This window comes from Haloferax litoreum (assembly GCF_009674605.1).
GTDB lineage: Archaea > Halobacteriota > Halobacteria > Halobacteriales > Haloferacaceae > Haloferax > Haloferax litoreum.
In genome coordinates, this window is the sequence record NZ_WKJO01000001.1 from 42,757 (window position 1) to 62,616 (window position 19,860).

20 protein-coding genes are annotated in these 19,860 nt (G+C 63.3%); 3 read left to right on the forward strand and 17 right to left on the reverse strand.

The window, feature by feature from the left end; translation table 11 throughout:
* Position 1: 1 nt before the first annotated feature.
* Positions 2-385 (forward strand): DUF7522 family protein, encoded by a 384-nt coding sequence (locus GJR96_RS00230; RefSeq protein ID WP_151160922.1) that lies wholly within the window; start codon positions 2-4, stop codon positions 383-385.
* Between the two features lie 29 nt (positions 386-414).
* Here the strand turns inward: GJR96_RS00230 and GJR96_RS00235 are convergent, their stop codons facing one another.
* The 14 genes from GJR96_RS00235 to GJR96_RS00300 all read right to left on the reverse strand — a co-directional run bounded on the left by GJR96_RS00235 (position 415) and on the right by GJR96_RS00300 (position 14,787).
* Positions 415-1,935, reverse strand: a complete 1,521-nt coding sequence (locus tag GJR96_RS00235) for an NADH-quinone oxidoreductase subunit N (protein WP_151160924.1) — start codon at positions 1,933-1,935, stop codon at positions 415-417.
* Complete coding sequence (locus tag GJR96_RS00240; RefSeq protein ID WP_151160926.1) at positions 1,936-3,465, reverse strand: complex I subunit 4 family protein; 1,530 nt, start codon at positions 3,463-3,465, stop codon at positions 1,936-1,938. It abuts the gene before it with no gap.
* Positions 3,462-5,483 (reverse strand): NADH-quinone oxidoreductase subunit L, encoded by a 2,022-nt coding sequence (gene nuoL, locus GJR96_RS00245; protein ID WP_151160928.1) that lies wholly within the window; start codon positions 5,481-5,483, stop codon positions 3,462-3,464. Before nuoL ends, GJR96_RS00240 begins: the two co-directional genes overlap by 4 nt.
* A gap of 4 nt (positions 5,484-5,487) precedes the next feature.
* A complete protein-coding gene (nuoK, locus tag GJR96_RS00250; RefSeq protein WP_151160930.1) occupies positions 5,488-5,790 on the reverse strand; it encodes an NADH-quinone oxidoreductase subunit NuoK in 303 nt (100 codons plus the stop codon).
* Complete coding sequence (locus tag GJR96_RS00255; protein ID WP_151160932.1) at positions 5,790-6,158, reverse strand: NADH-quinone oxidoreductase subunit J family protein; 369 nt, start codon at positions 6,156-6,158, stop codon at positions 5,790-5,792. Before GJR96_RS00255 ends, nuoK begins: the two co-directional genes overlap by 1 nt.
* Complete coding sequence (locus GJR96_RS00260) at positions 6,155-6,415, reverse strand: NADH-quinone oxidoreductase subunit J (protein WP_058573143.1); 261 nt, start codon at positions 6,413-6,415, stop codon at positions 6,155-6,157. Before GJR96_RS00260 ends, GJR96_RS00255 begins: the two co-directional genes overlap by 4 nt.
* A 105-nt stretch (positions 6,416-6,520) precedes the next feature.
* On the reverse strand, positions 6,521-6,982 hold the full coding sequence (locus tag GJR96_RS00265; protein ID WP_151139124.1) for a NuoI/complex I 23 kDa subunit family protein: 462 nt from the start codon (positions 6,980-6,982) through the stop codon (positions 6,521-6,523).
* A complete protein-coding gene (locus tag GJR96_RS00270) occupies positions 6,979-8,028 on the reverse strand; it encodes a complex I subunit 1/NuoH family protein (RefSeq protein ID WP_151160934.1) in 1,050 nt (349 codons plus the stop codon). The genes GJR96_RS00265 and GJR96_RS00270 overlap by 4 nt, the downstream gene beginning before the upstream one ends.
* The gene (locus GJR96_RS00275; RefSeq protein WP_151160936.1) at positions 8,028-9,695 is read right to left on the reverse strand and encodes an NADH-quinone oxidoreductase subunit D; all 1,668 of its coding nucleotides are present in this window, start codon (positions 9,693-9,695) and stop codon (positions 8,028-8,030) included. The genes GJR96_RS00270 and GJR96_RS00275 overlap by 1 nt, the downstream gene beginning before the upstream one ends.
* Positions 9,692-10,393, reverse strand: coding sequence for an NADH-quinone oxidoreductase subunit B (locus GJR96_RS00280; RefSeq protein ID WP_151160938.1), 702 nt, complete (start codon positions 10,391-10,393; stop codon positions 9,692-9,694). Before GJR96_RS00280 ends, GJR96_RS00275 begins: the two co-directional genes overlap by 4 nt.
* Complete coding sequence (locus tag GJR96_RS00285; protein WP_151160940.1) at positions 10,390-10,806, reverse strand: NADH-quinone oxidoreductase subunit A; 417 nt, start codon at positions 10,804-10,806, stop codon at positions 10,390-10,392. Before GJR96_RS00285 ends, GJR96_RS00280 begins: the two co-directional genes overlap by 4 nt.
* A gap of 191 nt (positions 10,807-10,997) precedes the next feature.
* Positions 10,998-11,612 (reverse strand): 5-(carboxyamino)imidazole ribonucleotide mutase, encoded by a 615-nt coding sequence (purE, locus tag GJR96_RS00290; RefSeq protein ID WP_151160942.1) that lies wholly within the window; start codon positions 11,610-11,612, stop codon positions 10,998-11,000.
* 118 nt (positions 11,613-11,730) lie between these two features.
* Entirely contained in the window at positions 11,731-12,882 is a 1,152-nt protein-coding gene (locus tag GJR96_RS00295; RefSeq protein WP_151160944.1) for a 5-(carboxyamino)imidazole ribonucleotide synthase, read from the reverse strand.
* A gap of 156 nt (positions 12,883-13,038) precedes the next feature.
* Positions 13,039-14,787, reverse strand: coding sequence for a flippase activity-associated protein Agl23 (locus GJR96_RS00300; protein WP_151160946.1), 1,749 nt, complete (start codon positions 14,785-14,787; stop codon positions 13,039-13,041).
* A 136-nt stretch (positions 14,788-14,923) separates the two neighbouring features.
* Here GJR96_RS00300 and ribH point away from each other — a divergent pair, with 136 nt between their 5' ends.
* Positions 14,924-15,328, forward strand: coding sequence for a 6,7-dimethyl-8-ribityllumazine synthase (gene ribH, locus GJR96_RS00305; RefSeq protein ID WP_151160948.1), 405 nt, complete (start codon positions 14,924-14,926; stop codon positions 15,326-15,328).
* Complete coding sequence (locus GJR96_RS00310; protein WP_151160950.1) at positions 15,325-16,479, forward strand: pyridoxal phosphate-dependent aminotransferase; 1,155 nt, start codon at positions 15,325-15,327, stop codon at positions 16,477-16,479. The genes ribH and GJR96_RS00310 overlap by 4 nt, the downstream gene beginning before the upstream one ends.
* Before the next feature lie 75 nt (positions 16,480-16,554).
* Here the strand turns inward: GJR96_RS00310 and GJR96_RS00315 are convergent, their stop codons facing one another.
* Genes GJR96_RS00315 through GJR96_RS00325 form a run of 3 tightly spaced genes read right to left on the reverse strand, consistent with a single transcriptional unit; the run spans position 16,555 to position 19,808 of the window.
* Complete coding sequence (locus GJR96_RS00315) at positions 16,555-17,700, reverse strand: ABC transporter permease (protein ID WP_151160952.1); 1,146 nt, start codon at positions 17,698-17,700, stop codon at positions 16,555-16,557.
* On the reverse strand, positions 17,697-18,362 hold the full coding sequence (locus GJR96_RS00320; protein WP_151160954.1) for an ABC transporter ATP-binding protein: 666 nt from the start codon (positions 18,360-18,362) through the stop codon (positions 17,697-17,699). Before GJR96_RS00320 ends, GJR96_RS00315 begins: the two co-directional genes overlap by 4 nt.
* A 6-nt stretch (positions 18,363-18,368) precedes the next feature.
* On the reverse strand, positions 18,369-19,808 hold the full coding sequence (locus GJR96_RS00325; RefSeq protein ID WP_151160956.1) for a CARDB domain-containing protein: 1,440 nt from the start codon (positions 19,806-19,808) through the stop codon (positions 18,369-18,371).
* Between the last annotated feature and the right edge of the window lie 52 nt (positions 19,809-19,860).

Below are 19,860 nucleotides of genomic sequence, written 5' to 3' on the forward strand. Positions count from 1 at the left end.
GATGGAACTCGAATCACAACTCGTCCCCGAATCTCGCGCCGAGTCGATCGTCCGAACCTGCCGAACCGTCGTCGGCGACGACCTCAGAAGTGTCACGTACTTCACCCACGACCGGTGCGAGCAGATTTATCTCCGTTCCGACCTCGAAGCGGACGCTGACTTGACCGGATTCGTCGAACACGAGACCGACGGGTTTCAAGCCCGCACCGCCTACCGAGGGTCCGAACTCGGGAACTACCGCTACACGGTCCGCGCGTTCGAACACGGGTACCTGACGCGCGTCACTGTCGCGTCCAACGGCGTCTTCGTCACGACCGACGGTCTCACTCTTCGGCGGTCCGAGGAACTGGCGTCGGCACTCTCGGAGTTGTTGCGGGTCGAATAAGAAAGCGGTTTTTCAGGCCGTCAGCGTGCTCAGAAGAGCGCCGCAGCGACGGTCTGTGCCGTCTCGATGACGGGCTGGAAGCCGGGAAGCAGGAGGACCGTACCGACGGCGGCGAAGATCACCGCGACGTACAGACCGACCGGCTGGCTTCCGATTTCGAGCGGCTTCGACGGCTCTTCTATCCACATCGCCTTGACGACGCGACTGTAGTAGAACAGCGACAGTGCGCTGTTCACCGCGCCGACGGCGGCGAGCCACCAGAAGCCGGACTCGATAGCCGAGTAGAACAGGGCGTACTTCGAGACGAAGCCACCGAACGGTGGGAGCCCTGCCAGCGAGAACATGAAGATGGTCATCGCCGTCGCGGCGATGGGCACCTTCGTCGCGAGTCCGTTGTAGTCTTCGAACGTGCGACCGATGCCCCACTTCTCGGCCATGGCGATGAACAGGAACGCACCGGTGTTCATGAAGCCGTAGACGAGCAGGTGGGCCATACTCGCACCGAGGACGTCACCGTTTGCGGCGCTGTTGCCGACGGTGATGGCCGCGAGGCCGATGAGCGCGTAGCCGGCGTGCCCAATCGAGGAGTACGCGAGCATGCGCTTGACGTTCTCTTGGGTCGCGGCCGCGAAGTTACCGAGCGTCATCGTGACGACGGCGAGCAGTGCGAACAGGAGCGACCAGTCCACGCTGCCGCCACCGAGTGCGGTGACGGTGTCGAGCGGGAACGCGACCGTGAAGACGCGGAAGGCGACGGCGAAACCGGCGGCCTTCGACGCCGACGAGAGGAACGCACTGACGGGTGCGGGTGCACCTTCGTAGGCCTCCGGCGCCCAGAAGTGGAACGGGACGGAGGCGGTCTTGAAGGCGAACCCACCGGCAATCATCAGCACGCCGAGTCCGAGCACACCGACGAGTTCGTCGGCGTTGGACAGGTTAGCCGCGACGTCCGGGAGGACGAGCGACCCGGTGACGGCGAACACGAGGCTGATACCGAACGCGAACACCGCCGACGACAGTGCGCCGATGAGGAAGTACTTCAGTCCCGCTTCGACGCTGCCGCGGTTCTTCTTGAGGAACGCGACGAGCGCGTACGACGGCAGCGAGGCGAGTTCGAGGCTGACGAACACCGTCGCCAGCGAGTTCGACATCGCCATCAGCGTCATCCCCGTCGCGGCGAAGAGGACCAGCGAGTAGAACTCACCCTGATAGCGCTGGTCGGCGAGGTAGTCGTACGAAGCGACGGAGACCATCGCGGCGACACTCGTGAAGATGAGCGTGAAGAACAGGCTCATCCCGTCGACGACGATTGCGTCGCCGTACAGCGAGATTGCGCCGCCAGTCTGCTCCATGCCGGTCCCTGCGATGAGGAACCACCCGGCGATACCGCCGGCACCCAGCGACCCGAGCGTCGCCACACCGGCGAGGAGTCCGTTGTTCGACGTCTCCGGGTCGACGGTGTCGATGATGAGCAAGAGCAGTCCCGTCAGACCGAGCACGATGGCAGGTGCCATCGCCGTCCAGTCGGGGAGTGTCTGCAGTGGCGTCATTTAGAACGCACCTCCCAGTTCGAGAATCGGATTGACCGCGTCCTGAATCATGGTGAAGAAGATGTCGGGCGAGACACCGAGGACGATGGTGAGCAGCAAGAGCACCGCGAGCGGCGCCACGTCGTGGAACGGCGCTTCGGTAATCTCGTAGTCACCGTCGAACCGGAACGGCCCGAACAGGGTCCGCTGCATCGCGAACAGCAGGTAGCCCGCGACGATGACGATACCGAACATCGCCACGCCGGTAAACAGCGGCATCGCCGCCATCACCGTGGACTCGAACGCGCCCTTGAAGATGAAGAACTCGGCGGCGAATCCGGCCATGAGCGGGAGGCCCATGTAACCGAACGCACCGGCGACGAAGATACCCGCCGTGACGGGCATCTTGTCGGCCATCCCGGACATGTCCGTGACCATGCGCGTGTGCGTCGTGTTGTAGATGACACCGACGGCCATGAACATCAGACCGGAGATGAGTCCGTGGGCGACCATCTGGAAGGTCGCACCGCCGACACCGTAGGTGGTGTAGGCGATGAGACCGAGGATGACGTACCCCATCGACGACACGGAGGAGTACGCGACGATGCGCTTGAGGTCCTGTTGTGCCAGCGCGAGGAGTGCGCCGTAGATGACGCTCGCCACGGCGACCAGCGCGATGGGCAGCGCGAAGCTTCGCGCCGTCTCCGGCAGCATCGTGAAGTTGAACCGGAGCAGGGCGTACGTACCCATCTTCAGGAGCACCCCAGCCAGCATGACCGACGCCGGCGTGGGTGCTTCGACGTGAGCGTCCGGAAGCCACGTGTGGAACGGGACGACCGGGACCTTGACCGCGAATCCGAGGAACATCGCGATGAACGCGACGGACGCCAGCGCACTCGCCGAGAGGCCGGCGAAGCCGCTGAGTTGTCCGCTTTGCAGGGCCATCGCGATTTCGGGCAGGCGCAGCGACGAGATGGAGTCGCCGAGGCCGAACACGAGCGAGATGAACCCGATGAACATCACGAGCGACGCGATGTTCGTGTAGACGAAGAACTTGATCGCCGCGTACTTGCGGCGGGGGCCGCCCCAGACACCGATGAGGAAGTACATCGGGACGAGGACAGCCTCCCAGAAGACGAACCAGACGAAGAAGTCGAGCGCCGTGAAGACGCCAAGGAGGTTCGCCTCCATCAGGAGCATCAGCCCGTAGAACTGGGACTGGCGCTCGGCGATGGGTGTCCACGAGCTAACGATAGCGAGCGTGGTGAGGATGGTCGTGAGGACGACGAGCGGAAGGCTAATTCCGTCGACGCCGACCATCCAGTGGAGGTCGTACTGGCCGAGTTGGAGCCAGACGACGTCTGTCTCGAACGCGATGTTCCCGCCGAGTAAGGCGTTCCCGCTCGCGTCGTACTGTTGCCACATAACGAGGCTCCCGAGGACGGGAACCAGACTCAGCGCGAAGGCCGCCTTGCCGGCATAGCGGTCCGGCAGGACGAACGTGACCAGCGCGGCGAGGAACGTGACTCCGATGAGCGCTTCGATTATCATGCGAACCAACCTCCGTACAGGCCGAGACCGAGAAGCAGCGCCGTCAGTCCGAGCGTGAGGAGCGCCGCGTAGTTGCTCACCACACCAGACTGGATACGCTTCACGCGCGAACCGGCGAACAGGCTGACGCTGGAGACGCCGTTGACGACGCCGTCGACGACACCCTGGTCGAACTTATCGAGGGCGCGCGAGATGGGCTGGACGACGCTCGTCGCGAGCCAGACCTGGTACTCGTCTTGGTAGTAGTTGTTGTACAGTACGGTCTTGATGCTCCCGAGTTTGTCCGTGTGTTCCACGGGGTCGGGGACGTTGTACAGCACGTATGCGAGACCGGCACCAGCGAGTGCGAGGCCGAGCGAGACGGCCGCGCCAATCGCGACTGTCCCCGCCTCACCGCCGATGTAACCCGAGCTGTACGGGATGAGTTCGGCGTAGTGGTGTGCGTTCAGCGAGTCGAAGCTTCCGTCGAGGAACTGGTGCAGGAAGTCGATTCCCTTGATACCGAAGAGCTTCTCGACAGGAACCATGTTGACGAGGCCGGCCGTCGCGGCGAGCACGCCGAGGACGGCGAGCGGTGTCTTGACGTTCCAGCGGACGCCGTGAGGGTCCCGTGCCGTCTCGGACCGGGGCTCACCGTGGAAGGTGAGGAACACCATCCGGAAGGTGTAGAAGCCGGTGAAGAAGACGGCGAGCAGACCCATCGCGTACGCGACGAGCAGAATCGGACTCCCGCCGAGTCCGTGGATGAGCGTCTCGTACAGCACTTCGTCTTTCGACCAGAAGCCGGCGAACGGGACGATACCCGCGAGCGCGAGCGACCCAGAGAGGAACGCGTAGTAGGTCACGGGCATCTTGTCTTTCAGACCGCCCATGTCCCACATGTTCTCGTTGTGGTGCATCGCGATGATGACCGACCCGGCACCGAGGAACAAGAGCGCCTTGAAGAAGGCGTGGGTCATGAGGTGGAACGTCGCGGCGACGTAGCCACCGGCCCCGAGGCCGAGCATCATGTAGCCGTACTGGCTGATGGTCGAGTACGCCAGCACCTGCTTGATCTCTTTCTTGACGACACCCATCGTCGCCGCAAAGAGGGCGGTGAAACCACCGATGAGGGCGATGATGGCGAGCGTCGTCGGCGTCAGTGCGTAGAAACCGTACATCCGGGCGACGAGGTAGACACCGGCCGCGACCATCGTCGCTGCGTGGATGAGTGCGGAGACCGGGGTCGGACCTTCCATCGCGTCCGGAAGCCACGTGTGCAGGGGGAACTGCGCGGACTTCCCGACGACGCCACCGAGAACGAGGAGGCCGACGACGGTGAACCACGCCTGTTCGCCCATGCCGAGGAACGTGTTGACCGAGTGTTCGCCGTGGAGCGCTTCCTCGGCGAGCACCGGGAAGGCCTCGGGGCCGGCGAAGGCCGCCGAGCCGAACGTCGCGAAGACTGCGACGACGCCGATGAGGAAGAAGTAGTCACCGAATCGGGTGACGAGGAACGCCTTCTTCGCTGCACTCGGCGGACCGTCCTGGCGGAACCAGAAGCCGATGAGCAGGTAGGAACACAGTCCCACGAGCTCGAAGAACATGAACGCCATGAGCAGGTTGTCGGCGACGACGAACCCGAGCATGGAGGCGGTGAACAGGCCGAGGCCGGCGTAGTAGCGCGGCAGACCCGTCTCGCCTTCGTCGTTCATGTAGCCGAGACTGAAGACGTGGACGAGGAACGCGATGAGCGTCACGATGACGAGCATCATCGCCGACAGCGGGTCGATGAGCAGGCCGAACGTGAGGTTAATCGCGTCGAGGCCTTCCGCCCACGTGTAGATTGTCTGGTTGTACGTCTGTCCGCCGCTGACGGCGAAGAACGTCGCGACTGCGAGCAGGAACGACCCTGCCGTCGCGCCGATGCCCGCCAGGGCACCTCCCTTCGGCATGTACCGACCCGCTCCGAGTGCGATCAGGAACGAGAGGAACGGGAGGAGGACGATGGCCGGAGCGAATTCGAGAATAGTTGCCATACGTTTACCACCTCATCGTTGTTGCCTTCGTGACGTCCACGTCGTCGAAGTTGCGGTACAGCACCAGGATGATACCGATACCGACCGCGACTTCGGCGGCGGCGAGTGCCATCGTGAAGAGACCGAACGTCTGGCCCGTCACGTTGCCCCAGTAGTAGGAGAACGCGACGAGGTTGATGTTGGCCGCGTTCAGCATCAGCTCGACCGACATCAGGAACAACAGCGCGTTGCGCCGGGTGAGCAGGCCGAAGAGGCCGATACAGAACACCGCGGCCGACAGGAGGAGGTAGTACTGTCCGGGTACCATTACCGGTCACCCTCCTCGTCGTCGAACAACGTGCGCTTGAGTTCGCGACCGCCGTCGGTCAGGATGGTGCGCATCTGGCCGCCTTCACCCTCGCGGCGAGCGAGGAGGACGGAGCCGACGAGCGCGGCGACGAGCACGAGGTCGATAATCTCGAACGCGATGAGCATGCTCTCGCCTGCGACGCTGCCGAAGTCCAAGTTGAACATCGTATAGCCGATGCTCGCGGTCAGATTAGCGCCCTCTGCGAATCCCTGTGGGTTCGGGAACGACGCACCGAGGAACACGACTGCCATCACGACAAACAGCGCGACGGCAGCGAGTCCCGGCACGAGGTGCGAACCGAGCTTCAACTGCGGTTTCGTGGTCATGTGCTACTCACCTCCGGATTGATACGCGTCAGCATCACGGCGAACGTGATGAGAATCAGCACCCCGCCGACGTAGACGAGGATTTGCATGGCGGCGAGGAACTCCGCCTGCAACATCACGTAGTGCACCGCGACGCTCAAGAGCGCGCCCCCGAGCAGGAGTGCGGAATGCCAGATGTCCCGCACGAGGACGACGCCCAGGCTGCAGCCCACGGTGATGAGGGCGAACAGCGCGAACGCGATGGTTTCATAAACCATTGTGTGTGTCTCCTTGAGATATCCCTTTGAACATTTCGAGAACGTCCTCAGCGCCCCGTAGCGGACGCACGCTGACGGTACTCGAACGATTCACTCGCGGTCATGTTACTGATAGTCGACCTCTCCTTCGCCTTCGCCAATCCACGCGTTGCGGTCGGGGTTGCGAGAGTTGAGCGGGTCGATATCCTTGTACCACGGGACGTTCTTGAGCTGTTCTTTGTTGTAGACGAAGTCGTTCTTGGTGTCAGCAGTGAACTCGAAGTTCTGCGTGAGCAGAATCGCGTCGACGGGGCAGACTTCCTCACACAGTCGGCAGTAGATACACTGGCCGATGTGCAGGTTGTACTGCTCGCCGTTGCGCTTGTCGTCCTGAACGATCTGAATCGTGTCGTTCGGACAGACGTTCTCACACTGACGGCACCAGATACAGCGCTCTTGGCTGAACTTGTGGACACCACGGAAGCGCGGACTGACTTCGGGCGCTTCTTCGGGGTACTCGACCGTGAACGTCTGGCCGTCGAGTGCGTGCTTCAACGTCACTGCCATGCCCTTGAGGATTCCAATCATGCAATCACCCCCACGATGATGGCCGTGAGAACCAGGTTGGCGAAGGACAAGACGAGCATGCCTTTCCAACCGATTTCGAGGAACTGGTCGACGCGAAGGCGCGGCACTGCGGAACGCGCCCACTGGGTGAACAGGAAGAACGCCCAGATTTTGATGACGAACCAGACGAACCCGGGCAGGACCGGACCTGCTGGGCCGCCGAGGAACAGCGTCGCCGCGATAGCGCCACCGAGGAAGATGTGGATGAACTCACCGAGGTAGATGAGGACGAAGTAGATAGAGGAGTACTCCGTCTGGTATCCGGCGACAATCTCGGTCGGCGCTTCGGGGATGTCGAACGGGTTGCGGCCAATCTCTGCGAGGTTCGCGATGATGAACAGTGCGAACGCGAACGGGTTGACGAACGCGAACCACGTCGGAATCGCCACGCCGGCGACAGAGATGAGCGGTTCTGCCTGCACGGCGACGATTTCGCTCATCCGAAGCGACCCGGCGAAGATGACGACGGATGCCGCGGTGATGACGAGCGGAATCTCGTAGGCGATGTTCGCTGCGACGGCGCGGAGTGCACCGATGAGCGAGAACTTGTTGTTCGACGCGTAGCCGGTCATCACGAGACCGAGCGACGCAATCGACGCCGCCGCGAAGGCGAACGCGAGGCCAGTCTCGGGGTCGGCGAGTTGAATGCCGCTACCCATCGGGATGACGGCGAATCCGAGCAACGCAGAGAAGGGGATAATCATGGGCGCGATGTCCCACGCGGGACGGTCGACGCCTTCGGGAACGATGAGTTCCTTCGACATCAGGCGGACGGCGTCCGGGATGATGACGAGTAACCCGAACGGTCCGATACGGTTGACCGCGATACGGTCACCGAACGCGGCCGTAATCTTCCGCTTCGCCCACGGGCCGGCGATTGCCGTCGTGATGAGCATGATGTTGGCGACGATGAACGCGCCAATCAGCCCCCCGACGACGTCGCCGAGGATGCCTTCGAGGCCGAGGAGGCCGCTGATGGTGTCTGGAAGGGTGACTTGCAGACTCATCAACGGTCCACCTCGCCGAGAACGATGTCGAGGCTCCCGAGCGATGCGATCATGTCCGGGATGTACTCACCTTCGGACATCTCGGGGAGCGTCTGTAGGTTCGAGAAGCACGGACTGCGAATTTTGAAGCGCGCTGGCTTGTCGGTGCCGTCGGCGCGCATGTAGATGCCGAGTTCACCCTTCGCACCTTCGACGGCGCGGTAGATTTCGGTGTCCTCGTCCGGCTTGAGGGTACGCGGAACGTTCGCCTGGATGTTCCGTTCGTCCTCTGGCCAATCTTCGAGCAGGTCGACACACTGCTGGATAATCTTGGCCGACTCCTCCACCTCGCGCATACGCACGAGCAGGCGCGAGAAGTTGTCGCAACCGTCTTCGACGACGACGTCCCAGTCGAGTTCGTCGTAGTAGCCGTAGGAGTCGTCGCGGCGGAGGTCGTAGTCGATGCCAGACCCACGAGCGACCGGTCCGGTCGCGCCGTAGGACTTGGCGACTTCCGGCGGCAGGACGCCAGTCCCGACCGTACGCGCCTGAAGAATCTCGTTCGAGGTGATCATGTCGTGGTACTCCTCGAGTGCCTCCGGCAGGTCGTCGATGAAGTCACGAATCTTCTCGAAGAACTCCTCGCGCGGTTCGGGAAGGTCCCAGACGACGCCACCGAGACGGAAGTAGTTGAACATCATCCGCTGCCCGGTGAGGTCTTCGAGGATGTTCTGAACGATTTCACGGTCCCGCATGGCGTACATGAAGATAGCCGTGAAGTCGCCGTAGACGTCGAGCGCGAACGTGCCGAGCGCAATCATGTGCGACGCGATGCGGCACAGTTCGGACCCCATCGTCCGGATAATCTGCGCGTACTCCGGCACCTCGATGTCCGCGAGGTCCTCCGCGGCGCGGGCGTAGGCCCACTCGTTCAGGAGGCCCGCCGAGATGTAGTCCCAGCGGTCGGGGTACGGCATAATCTGGTGGCGGTAGGTTCCCTGCTGGCAGATTTGCTCTTCGCAGCGGTGCAGGTAGCCGATGTCGGGTTCGAGGTCGACGACCTGCTCACCGTCGACGACCGTCTCGACGTGCAGGACGCCGTGGGTCGCCGGGTGGTGCGGCCCGATGTTGATGTACATCGTGTTGCCCTCGTCGCCGCGCGTGTCCTTCTCGAGCGGGTTCGCGTGCTCGGTGAGGGTCGCAATCTGCGGTCGGTCCTGGTCGTAGTCGAGGCCCAGCGGGTGCCCTTGCCACGTCTCGGGGAGGAGGATGCGGCGGAGGTCCGGGTGGTCCTCGTACCGGATACCGACGAGGTCGTACGCTTCACGCTCGTGCCAGTCGGCCGTGCGGAACACGGGTTCTGCGGACTGGCTGACCGGGTCGTCCTTCGACGTGGGGACGACGACACTCACTTCGTCGGTTCGGTCGTCGTACTTCGTCAGGTGGTAGATGGACTCGTAGCGGTCCTCGTACTCCTGTGCGGTCACACACGAGAGGTGGTCGAATCCCGCCTCGTCGCGGAGTTTGAACAGCGTCTCTTGGACCTGGTCTGGGCGAATGACGAAGCCCGGTGCGTTCATGTGCTCTTCGCGGGACAGGACGAGGTCACCGAGTAACTCGGCGAGTTCGTCTCCGCGGGAGCGCTCTGCAACCGCTCCTTCCTGGGGTTCTGCTTCTTCCAAGCTCATGGCGAATCAGCCCAGTTGTAGCGCATGACGAGGTCGTCTTCGTCTATCTGTTCGGCGAGTTTGTCGACGATTTCGTCGCGTGGAAGGTCGCCGAACTGCTCCAGTTCGTACGGCTTGACCGTGACGGGACTGGACTCGCCGTTCGCGATGCGCTCTTGGAGTTTCGCGATACCGTAGACGAGCGCCTCCGGGCGCGGCGGGCAACCGGGGATGTGGATGTCCACCGGGATGACCTCTTCTGCGCCCTTGATGACGTTGTAGCCCTCCTGGAACGGGCCACCCGAGATGGTGCACGACCCCATGCCGACGACGAACTTCGGTTCGGGCATCTGGTCGTACACGCGCTTCATCCGCGGGGCGAACTTCGAAACGATCGTCCCGGGAACGATGATGACGTCCGCCTGACGCGGGGATGCACGCGGGACACCGGCCGCGAAGCGGTCAAGGTCGTGTTTGACCGCGTACGTGTGCATCATCTCGATACTGCAGCACGCGATACCGAACTGCAGCATGAACATCGAGGACCCACGGACCCAGTTCATGAACTTGTCGAACTTGGTGAGGATGAACGGCGACGAACCGAACGCCTCCCGAAGCTTCGAGTTGAACCGGTCGTCCGCGCCCGCCATGCGGGCGTCGCGGGTCTCGGTCTGTACCTGTGTATCGTCCGTGACGAATGGTTTTTGTTCGCTACTCATGCGTCTTGTCTCTCTGTCTTACGACGGTTCGCCTGCGGGCTTTTGACCCACTTGACGGCGCCGTTGCGCCACGCCCAGACGAGTCCGACGACGAGCACACCGATGAACAGCAACATCGGGGCGAGAATCGTCCCCAGAGACGCGCCTTGTTCGAGAGCGGAGCGGTAGATGACTGTCCAGGGGAAAATCAGGACAGTCTCGATGTCGAACACGACGAACAGCAACGCGACCATGTAGTATTGTATGTTAAACTGGACGCGCGCCGTGCCGGTCGGCACCTCACCACTCTCGTACGTGGCACTCTTTCCTTGTTCCGGCACGCTTGGGCGCAGCATCGCCGACATAGCCATCATGACTAATGGTAAGCCGACAGCGACGACACCCATCGCACCGATTGCAATCCAATCACTCATGCCGTGTCTCCCTGACGTGCGGCGGTTAGAAGCGCTCCCCTATAAACATTGATTTGTGTGTTTCGGGCGCGAGAAGGCTTCTATTCGGAAAATACGCGTGAGACGCCCGGAACCACGCTCCGGGGGCGGTTTGGCGGCGATTGCCGCCCGTCGTCACCGAAAAAAGACCCTCAGAACGAGGGGTAATTCGTCTACTGAGTTGATTCGCGGAATCCGGCCACACCGAGGCCGTGTAGCTTCGCCGACGTTTCTGCCACGTCCGCGACGAGGTCCTCGTGGTACTCGACGAGTCTGTCTTCGAGTTCGGGATATCCGCGAGCGAGCATCTGGACGGCCGACAGCGCCGCGTTGAACGACTTTCCGGCGTCGACGGCGACGATTGGCGCGCCCGTCGGCATGCCGATGACGGAGTCGACGGACTTCTCTTGGACGGGGACGCCGACGACGGGCAGTGGGTACGCGATGGACGCGGTCATGTTCGGGAGGTCCGCAGACTTCCCGCCCGCGCCCGCGATAATGACTTCGACACCGCGCTCCTTGGCCGTCTCTCCGTAGGCGTACATCAGGTCGGGCGTGCGGTGCGCGGAGACGACGTACGTCTCGTAGGTGAAGCGCTCGTCGGGTGCGTCGTCAAAGTCGGTCTGTTCGCCGAACCCGAGCGTGTCGAGCGCCTCGTGCGCGCCGGACATCACGTCGAGGTCGGAGTCCGACCCCATGATGATGCCGACGTCGGGCGTCGTCTCTGGGTCGTGGTCAGCGGCGGCCTGTGCGTGGAGTTCGTCGATGAGGTCCTGTTCGGTGGTCATTGTGGAGTCGTCTCGTGTGGGAAGGGTCGCTGGTTGTGGTGGTGTGTGGTCAGTCCGGGTCGTTCCGCAGGGGGTATCGCGGTCGGTTCGAAGTGTCGGTCAGCGTCGACTGCGTGTGTCAGTCGAAGTGGAGACCGTCTCGAAGTTCGCGGACGTGTTCGAGGAGGCTCTCGATGCTCCCGTCGTCACCCGTGTCGACGGCAGTGAGGTGGCCCATCTTCCGAAGCGGGCGAACCTCTTCTTTGCCGTACCAGTGGAGTGAGACACCCGGTTCGGACAGCGGGGGTTCGAGGCCAGCGAGTCGCGCAGGTTGGGACTCCTCGACAGTGCCGAGGATGTTCGCGCTCACGGTGGGTGCGCGTTGGGTGGTCGCGCCGAGTGGCCACCCGAGGACGGCGCGGACGTGCTGTTCGAACTGCGAGCAGAGCGCACCCTCGATAGTCCAGTGTCCCGAGTTGTGCGGCCGAGGTGCGACTTCGTTCACGAGGACGTCGCCATCGCTCGTCTCGAACAGTTCGATGCCGAAGACGCCACGTCCGGGCAAGTGCGAGAGTACCTCGCGCGCGACCCGGTCGGCCTCCTCGCGAACGTCGTCTGTCGTCCGTGCCGGGACGACGGTTTCGCGGAGAATCTCTTCTTCGTGGACGTTCTCGCCGACGGGAAAGGTGCGAATCTCACCCTCACCGCGGACGCCGATGACAGAGAGTTCGCGCTCGAAGTCCACGAACGCCTCGGCCATCGCCGGGCCGCCGACTTCCTCGATGGCGGCCTCCGCGTCCTCGGGGTCGGTGACGGGGACGTTCCCGCGCCCATCGTAGCCACCGGTTCGGGCCTTCAGCATGACCGACCCGAACTCGTCGAGTGCGGCGCGCAGGTCGTCTGCGTCGTCGACGCGGTGGAACGGCGGAATCGGGATGTCGGCCTCGCCGAAGGTCCGCTTCTGGACCAGTTTGTCCTCGATGGTCCGAAGCGCGTCGGGCGAGGGGTGGACGTCGATTCCCTCTTTGGCGGCGAGTTCGTCGAGCAGGTCCGGGTCCGCGAGTTCGATTTCGAACGTCAGCGCGTCGGCCCGCGCGGCGAGTTCGGCCATCGCCTCAGGGTCGGTGAAGTCCCCGACGATTTGGTCGGCAACTGCTGCTGCGGGACAGTCAGGTGTCGGGTCGAGAACCACGATGTCGACGCCGAGTGGGGCGGCGGCCTCGCCGAGCATACGGCCGAGTTGGCCCCCGCCGACGACGCCGAGCGTGGGTCCGGGTACGGTGACGGTCACGGTCGGCGGTTCAGTACGTCGGTGCATAAATGTTGCCACCTCGAGTGGTAAAATACCCACATTCGTGTGTATCTCCCGGCGCGTCACCCGATAGATTCGACTCCGAGAGAAGCGCGCGCGACGAAACCGAGCGGTGCTGTCGGTCGACTCTCGGCTTCAGGACTGCAACTGCGTCGATGCGTCGAGTGCGTCTTCGTCGATGAAGACGACGACGTCCTCGTTCCAGAGTTTGAACGCGTGCTGGCGGACGACGTACCCGTCGAGTTCCGATTCGAGTTCGTCGCGGTCCCACTCGTAGGCGACGACGACGGGCGGTGCGTCTGCCGTCGCGTTTCCGACGCCGGCATCTGGAGGACTACTCGTTCGGACCACGTCTGCACCTTCGAAGTACCACGGAAGCGGGAGGCGACTGTGCCACGACGGTCCGCCGAGAGGATTTGACTCGTTTTTCACGTAGAAGTGCGTCACGTCGCTGTCCGGCGGGTGCGTGCCGTAGAGCAACACGTCGTTTCCGTCGTTCGTCGCGGCGACTCGTTCCACGTCGCCCAGCGTGGTTTTCAGGTCGTTTTCGGGTTGTGCCCACTGGAGTATCTCTTTGTCCTCGTCTGTGGACGCGTTCCAGTAGTCGACGTTGGCGGCGGCGACACCGCCGACAGACGCGAGAACGACGAGTGCAGCGAGGCCGATACCGACCGTATCGCGGGCGTCGTAGGCTTGCCGTGCGGAGCGGAAGACGAACGCGGCACCCACCGCGGCGGGGATAGCCAACGGGACGACGGCGTGGACGACGACCCACGGCGCTTGAATGTCAGTCGCCAATGGGTAGCCGAAGATGCTCACGACACCCCAGTACGTCGCGAAGGCGACGAGCCATCGCAGTCGCTCGGTGACGACGCCGTACCGGTCGACGACGATACCGACGAGTGCGAAGACGATGAGCACTGGCGCGCCGTAGACGAACGTTTCGAGGAAGTCCTTCAGGTACGGAAGGTACTCGTGGGACTGGTGACCGCCGCCAATCCAACTATCGACCATCTCGGTGACGGCACCGACAGTCCCCGCCTCGACGACGCCGGGGAACGCCGCCGGGTTCCCGAACGCGTTCCAGAGGTCCGGTCGCGGGGCATAGAAGAACACGAACACGACGATGAACGCGGCGAGTCCGCCGACGATACCGGCGGCGTATCGGAACGCACCGGACCCGAGACTGCCCGCGCCGCGTGTGCGAAGGCGGTCTGCGATACTCTCGGGAACCTCCGCGAAGAGAATTGCGCGCGACGAGTCACCCGACGAGGTGCGGGCGACGAGTCGGTGGTCGAAGACGAGGAACGCCGCGCCGAGGAAACAGAGGAGGTAGACGACGTAGTTCTCTTTCGCGGCCGCACCGGTCGCGAACGACGCACCGGCAGGAATCAGATACGCGAGGCGGCCGGTGTCGTACGCGCGGACCACGAACCCGAGTGCGATAAACGAGAACGCCGCCACGAGCACGTCGTTGCGCATGAACCGCGAGTAGTAGACGAGAAGCGGGTTGGCCGCGAAGAAGAGCGCGAGGGCGACCATCTCATCGCGGCGAAGGTGTTCCCGGAACAGCCACACCGAAAGCGGGAGCAAGGCACCCACGACGGCGACGGGGAGGCGCGCGGAGAAGTCCGTCGCCGGGAGAACTGCGAAGACGTAGTCGTTGACGATGGGCAAGAACGGCCCGTGGATGATGGGTCGATACGTGAACTCTCCCGTCTCGTGATAGCGGAGAATCCAGTAGCCGACGCGCCCTTCGTCCCAGTGGAAGATGCGGTCACCGAGGCTCACGACGCGGACGAGGAGCGCGATAGCGGCGGCGGCGACAATCGCGAGGAGGGCGTGAGACCGAGTGAGCAGTTCGGTCTCAGTGTCAGCACTCATGTACACACATCCATACGCCGACAATACAACAGTTTTGTTTGGGAGTGGCCGCCACGGCGACACCCAGTGCGTCGCTTGCACGGCCAATTTCGGTGGGTGTCGGTAGTTCTTTTAGCCGCCACGGGAAGGGTCGGCTATGGTCTCTCTCGGACTCGTAGTGGCCCGATTCAACTCGTCGGTCACCGAACAGATGGAGGAGGCGGCCCACGATGCCGCCGCCGAACGTGACGCCGAGGTGGCGGAGACGATTCACGTCCCCGGCGCGTACGACTCACCCCTCGCGGCGGACCGACTCGCCCGCCGCGACGACATCGACGCCGTGGCCGTCGTCGGCGCAATCGTCACCGGCGACACCGACCACGACCGAGTCATCGCCGACGCGACGGCGAGGTCGCTGACCGAGGTGTCGCTCGACCGTGACAAACCCGTCACGTTCGGCGTCTCCGGCCCCGGAATGAGCGGTGCCGAGGCACGCGAACGCGTCAGCAAAGGTGCGGAAGCGGTTTACGCCGCGACCGAGATGGTGGAGGCGTTGGCATGAACTTCGAATTTAGCGAGCGCGTGGGACGGGTCGAACCCAGCGCCACCCTCGCCATCTCGAACCTCGCAAGTGAACTGGAAGCGCAGGGCGAAGACGTGGTCGACCTCTCGGTCGGCGCACCGGACTTCCCGACGCCGGAGAACATCGTCCAGGCCGCCAAAGACGCGATGGATGCCGGGCACACCGGCTACACGTCGTCGAACGGCATCCCGGCGCTCAAGGAAGCTATCGCGGAGAAACTCCGCGGCAACGGCGTCGACGCCGAGGCTGACGAAGTCATCGTCACGCCCGGCGGCAAACAGGCGCTCTACGAGACGTTCCAGACGCTCATCGACGACGGCGACGAAGTCGTCTTGCTGGACCCCGCGTGGGTGTCCTACGAGGCGATGGTCAAACTCGCCAACGGGTCGCTGAAGCGCGTCGACCTCGCACCGCACGACTTCCGTCTCGAACCCGCACTCGACGAACTCGCAGACACCGTCTCCGACGAGACCAAACTGCTCGTCGTCAACTCACCGTCGAACCCGACGGGTGGCGTCTTCTCCGACGAGGCACTCGAAGGTGTCCGTGACCTCGCCGTCGAACACGACATCGCCGTTATCTCCGACGAAATCTACGAGCGCATCACCTACGACGGATTCGAGCACACCTCGCTCGGTTCGCTCGACGGGATGGAAGACCGAACCATCACTATCAACGGCTTCTCGAAGGCGTTCTCGATGACTGGCTGGCGACTCGGCTACCTGCACGCGCCGTCGGACCTCATCTCGCAGGCGGGCAAGCTTCACTCGCATTCTGTCTCCTGTGCCGTCAACTTCGTCCAGCACGCCGGCGTCGAAGCGCTCTCCGAGCGTACCGACGACACCGTCGAAGAGATGCGCGAAGCGTTCGAGGGTCGCCGCGACATGCTCGTGGACCTCCTCGCCGAACACGACGTCGACGTCGCCGTCCCGAAGGGCGCGTTCTACATGATGCTCCCCGTCGACGACGACGACCAGGCGTGGTGTGAGGGCGCGATTCAGGACGCGAAGGTCGCAACCGTCCCCGGAAGCGCCTTCAACGCGCCGGGCTACGCCCGCATCTCCTACGCTGCGAGCGAAGAGCGCCTCCGTGAAGCAGTCGAGCGTCTCGCCGAACACGACTACATCTAAGCGCAGTTCTCCCTTCTTTCGTCGACTGCCGAGTGAGTAGCTGATGCGCGCGGTGACGCAACGAGGACTCTCAGGTCACTTCCGTAACGCTTCGACCGGGCGCTCGTTGGCCGCTTTCCACGCCGGATACAGCCCCGAGAGGATACTCGTCCCGATACCGAACCCCACCGCGAGGGCGATGTAGAGGAAGTTGATGGGTTGGAACGTCGCCAGCGGGTCGTTCAGGACGAACGAGTTGAGTGCGATGCCCGCACCGACGGCGAGAATCGCACCGATGACGCCGCCCGCGACGCCCAGCAGACCCGCTTCGGCGAGAATCATCCGAATCACGTCCCCTCGCTGGACGCCGACGGCACGGAGGACACCAATCTCTTGCCGGCGCTCGATTGTACTCATGAGCATCACGTTCAGGATGCTCACGCCGGCGACGACGAGCGAGATAGAACCGATACCGATGAGGAACGTGTTGATGATGCCGAAGAACTGGTTGATTCCGGCGGTGATTGCTTGCAGTTCGAACACGTTCACGCGCTCTTCGCGTTCGTTCAGCGACTCGCGGATAGCGACGGCGGACTCGTTCGCCGCCTGCCCTGACTCCGAACTCACGACGACCTGCGAGTAGCCAGTTCCGTTCACGTCTTCGAGTGGAACGATGACGGCGTTGTTCGGGCTGACCAGCGAGATGCCCTGTTCTTCGGCGAGAACCGCGGCGATTCGGTAGGTTCGGCCATCGACGGAGATGGTGTTTCCGGGTTCGACGTCCAGAATCTCGGCGGTCCCCGACCCGATGAGTGCGCCCTGTCGGAGTCTATCGGGTATCCGACCTTCTTCTGCCTCGTACAGCGCACCCGGATTCTCCATCCCGTATATCGTCGCCACCGTCTGTTGTTGTCCCCGCGACACCAACGCCGACTCAGACCGGAGCGGGACGACTTCACCGTCGGTGACCGCCCGTTCGATTTCGTCTACGTCCCGGTCAGTCAACTCCTCGATACCCTCCTGAAGGTTGGGCGAGATGCTGATTTCGTTGCCAATCTCACCGAGTTGTTGACTCGCACCCACGCGGAGCGTCGTCCCGAACATCCCGAGCGACGCGATTGCGAGAACACCGATGATGATGCCGAGGACGGCGAGACCGGAGCGAATACGGTTCCGTGAGAGGTTTCGTCTCGCCATCAACAGCGCCGGGACGCGCCGAAAGAGGTCGTCGAAGAAACTCATTGAATCCTCCCGTCGACGAGTTGGACGGTCCGGTCTGCGTACTCACCGAGTTGCGGGTCGTGCGTGACGGCGATGACGGCCACGTCGTCTTCGCGTCGAATCTCGTCGAACAGGTCGAGGACGCTCCGGCCGGTCTTTCGGTCGAGGTTGCCCGTCGGTTCGTCGGCGAGGAGAATCCGCGGTTCGTTCACGAGGGCGCGGGCGACGGCGACACGCTGTTTCTGCCCGCCGGAGAGTTGGTCCGGCCGGTAGTGGAGTCGGTCCCCGAGTCCGACGCGTTCGAGGAGGTCAGTCGCTCGCTCTCGCGCCGTCGGGTCGTCACCGAAGAGGGTCGGTACCTCCACGTTCTCCAGCGCCGACAGCGTCGGAATCAGGTGGAAACTCTGGAAGATGAACCCGATGAACTGCTTTCGCTGGGTCGTCATCTCGTGGTCCGAGAGGTCGGTCACGTCCTGTCCGTCGAGGAGGACGGTCCCTTCGGTGGGTGTGTCGAGTAACCCGAGGACGTTGAGCATCGTGGACTTCCCACTCCCCGAGGGACCCATGACTGAGACGAACTCGCCGGGGTCCGCATAGAAGTCGACGTCCTTCAACGCCTCGACGACTTCACCGCCGGTGTCGTACCGCTTCCAGACGTGCTGGAGTTCGATGATGTGTGTCATCTCGAATCAGCGCCGTCGATACGCGAAGATGCCGACGCCGACCACGACGAGGAGTGCGACGACTCCGCCGACGAGGAGCAACGTGGAGTTGAGTCCGCTACCACTGTTCTGGTCGGGGGTTTCCGAGAGGCCTGACACGTCGACTTCCGTCTGGACCGTTCGCTCCGTGCCATCGGTGAGGTACGTGACTTCCACGGGAACCGTCGTCACGTCGTCGTCCACGGTTGCGTAGAGGTCGAACGACGCGAAGTCACTCGCGGGGACGCTCCCAACGAAGTATTCCTTGTACGGGCGGGCGGGAACGACGCCATCAGTGGGGATGACCCGAACGACGACGCTCTGGGCGTCGCTGAGACCGACGTTACTCGCACTCCCCGAGATGTGCACGTCACCGTCTTCCAGTTCCACGTCGATACCGGTGAGTTCGATTTGTCCCGGTGACGCCACGTATTCGACCGACGTTTCCGCTGTTCCATCTTGGCCGCCAGTCTCGTAGGCGGCGACCACGTCGAGCGTCGCTCGGTCAACCGAACTGACGTTCAGTCGGACCGCCCGTTCTGACTCGGCCGGGACGGAGGCGACTGGTTTCCTGAGAACCACCGAATCACCGTCTCGAACTGTGAGAACGAGGTTTTCGAGCGGTGCGTTCCCGAGGTTTGTTACGTCTACCTCGATGGCCGGGCGTGCGCCGTCACCGAGCGATGCATCCAGACGGACCTCCTCACGGAGTGGGTCGGCGAGGAGCGGTGCTGATGCCGTCGCTGTCCGTGCGTTGCCGTCGGCGGTGGTGTACTGCAGACTCGCAATTAGTTCAGATTCTTCGGTCGTGGGGTTGACGCTGAACTGGAACGTCCTCGCCTCGCCTGACTCCAGTCGCGGGACAACGCGCGTGTCGTTTTCGACCGTCACGCTGTCGCCGGCTAGCGAGAGGCGAACGTTGCGAGCGATTGCTTCCTCGCCGTTCGAGACGGTGACCTGTACTGGCGTGTCGGTGCCGATGACGGCGTCACCGACTTCGACCGAGAGTTGTGGGCCACCCTCGCGAACGCGGACGACCACGGGGTACTGGAGTCGCTGTGTCTGCCCGTCGCTCCGCCCCACGACGGTCACGCGAAGGTCGTAGGTTCCTTGGTCTTCGAGTCGGGCCGAGAGCGGGATTCTGAGGTCACTTCCGGGGGGGATGACGCCGAGGTCTTCGACTCGCGCGAGGTCTCTCGTTCCGTCAGCGGTCCGGACGAACACGTCTGTGACTTCGAGGTTCGCCTGACTGTTCTGTGCGTTCACGACGACAGTCGTGAGCGTGAACCGTTCGCCCGGCGTCGGTTGGGCCGGCGAGACGGTCACGTCGTCGATGTAGGCGGTGGCCTCTTGGCCGAGCGTCGGGGCCGGAACGCCGGCCAGAACGACGAGGGCGAGGAGGACAACCGGGAGGGCGCGTCTGCTCATGTTACTCGACTCACTTATCGTACAGACGACGGAAATACCTGCCGAGTAATAC

Coding starts and splice junctions, on each gene's coding strand:
- GJR96_RS00230 (WP_151160922.1), top strand. CDS start 2: ATGGAACTCGAATCACAACTCGTCCCCGAATCTCGCGCCGAGTCGATC.
- GJR96_RS00235 (WP_151160924.1), bottom strand. CDS start 1,935: ATGACGCCACTGCAGACACTCCCCGACTGGACGGCGATGGCACCTGCC.
- GJR96_RS00240 (WP_151160926.1), bottom strand. CDS start 3,465: ATGATAATCGAAGCGCTCATCGGAGTCACGTTCCTCGCCGCGCTGGTC.
- nuoL (WP_151160928.1), bottom strand. CDS start 5,483: ATGGCAACTATTCTCGAATTCGCTCCGGCCATCGTCCTCCTCCCGTTC.
- nuoK (WP_151160930.1), bottom strand. CDS start 5,790: ATGGTACCCGGACAGTACTACCTCCTCCTGTCGGCCGCGGTGTTCTGT.
- GJR96_RS00255 (WP_151160932.1), bottom strand. CDS start 6,158: ATGACCACGAAACCGCAGTTGAAGCTCGGTTCGCACCTCGTGCCGGGA.
- GJR96_RS00260 (WP_058573143.1), bottom strand. CDS start 6,415: ATGGTTTATGAAACCATCGCGTTCGCGCTGTTCGCCCTCATCACCGTG.
- GJR96_RS00265 (WP_151139124.1), bottom strand. CDS start 6,982: ATGATTGGAATCCTCAAGGGCATGGCAGTGACGTTGAAGCACGCACTC.
- GJR96_RS00270 (WP_151160934.1), bottom strand. CDS start 8,028: ATGAGTCTGCAAGTCACCCTTCCAGACACCATCAGCGGCCTCCTCGGC.
- GJR96_RS00275 (WP_151160936.1), bottom strand. CDS start 9,695: ATGAGCTTGGAAGAAGCAGAACCCCAGGAAGGAGCGGTTGCAGAGCGC.
- GJR96_RS00280 (WP_151160938.1), bottom strand. CDS start 10,393: ATGAGTAGCGAACAAAAACCATTCGTCACGGACGATACACAGGTACAG.
- GJR96_RS00285 (WP_151160940.1), bottom strand. CDS start 10,806: ATGAGTGATTGGATTGCAATCGGTGCGATGGGTGTCGTCGCTGTCGGC.
- purE (WP_151160942.1), bottom strand. CDS start 11,612: ATGACCACCGAACAGGACCTCATCGACGAACTCCACGCACAGGCCGCC.
- GJR96_RS00300 (WP_151160946.1), bottom strand. CDS start 14,787: ATGAGTGCTGACACTGAGACCGAACTGCTCACTCGGTCTCACGCCCTC.
- ribH (WP_151160948.1), top strand. CDS start 14,924: ATGGTCTCTCTCGGACTCGTAGTGGCCCGATTCAACTCGTCGGTCACC.
- GJR96_RS00310 (WP_151160950.1), top strand. CDS start 15,325: ATGAACTTCGAATTTAGCGAGCGCGTGGGACGGGTCGAACCCAGCGCC.
- GJR96_RS00315 (WP_151160952.1), bottom strand. CDS start 17,700: ATGAGTTTCTTCGACGACCTCTTTCGGCGCGTCCCGGCGCTGTTGATG.
- GJR96_RS00320 (WP_151160954.1), bottom strand. CDS start 18,362: ATGACACACATCATCGAACTCCAGCACGTCTGGAAGCGGTACGACACC.
- GJR96_RS00325 (WP_151160956.1), bottom strand. CDS start 19,808: ATGAGCAGACGCGCCCTCCCGGTTGTCCTCCTCGCCCTCGTCGTTCTG.